Source organism: Pseudoalteromonas sp. SR41-8 (assembly GCF_014163915.1).
GTDB classification, from domain to species: Bacteria; Pseudomonadota; Gammaproteobacteria; order Enterobacterales; family Alteromonadaceae; genus Pseudoalteromonas; species Pseudoalteromonas rhizosphaerae.
Genome location: NZ_JACJEE010000112.1, coordinates 1 through 257, shown reverse-complemented (window position 1 = coordinate 257; position 257 = coordinate 1). Strand labels below are relative to the sequence as shown.

The 257-nt window shown below is 52.9% G+C and carries 1 protein-coding gene; it reads left to right on the top strand.

Annotation, left to right across the window (positions count from 1 at the left end; genetic code table 11):
• Nucleotides 1-257 (top strand): hypothetical protein (locus tag H5162_RS21215; RefSeq protein ID WP_182779460.1); only part of this gene is annotated, 257 nt, incomplete at both ends.

Here is a 257-nt window from a genome sequence, read left to right as displayed (position 1 = left end):
GTCAGCAGCTTTAATAATGGCACGCTCACCGTCAGCGCCACACAATCTGATGCGGCGGGTAACACCTCCAGTGCAACCAGCACCTCAGTGATTTTAGATAACGCAGCACCGAATGCCTTGACGATTGCCACCCCGATTGAGGTTGATGGCCGGATCAATGCTGTAGAAGATGGCAGTGTATTGATCACCGGCTCTGGCGCAGAAGCCAATGCCAGTGTCAGTGTGACTATCAGCGATGGTTCGAATAACCAATCGCG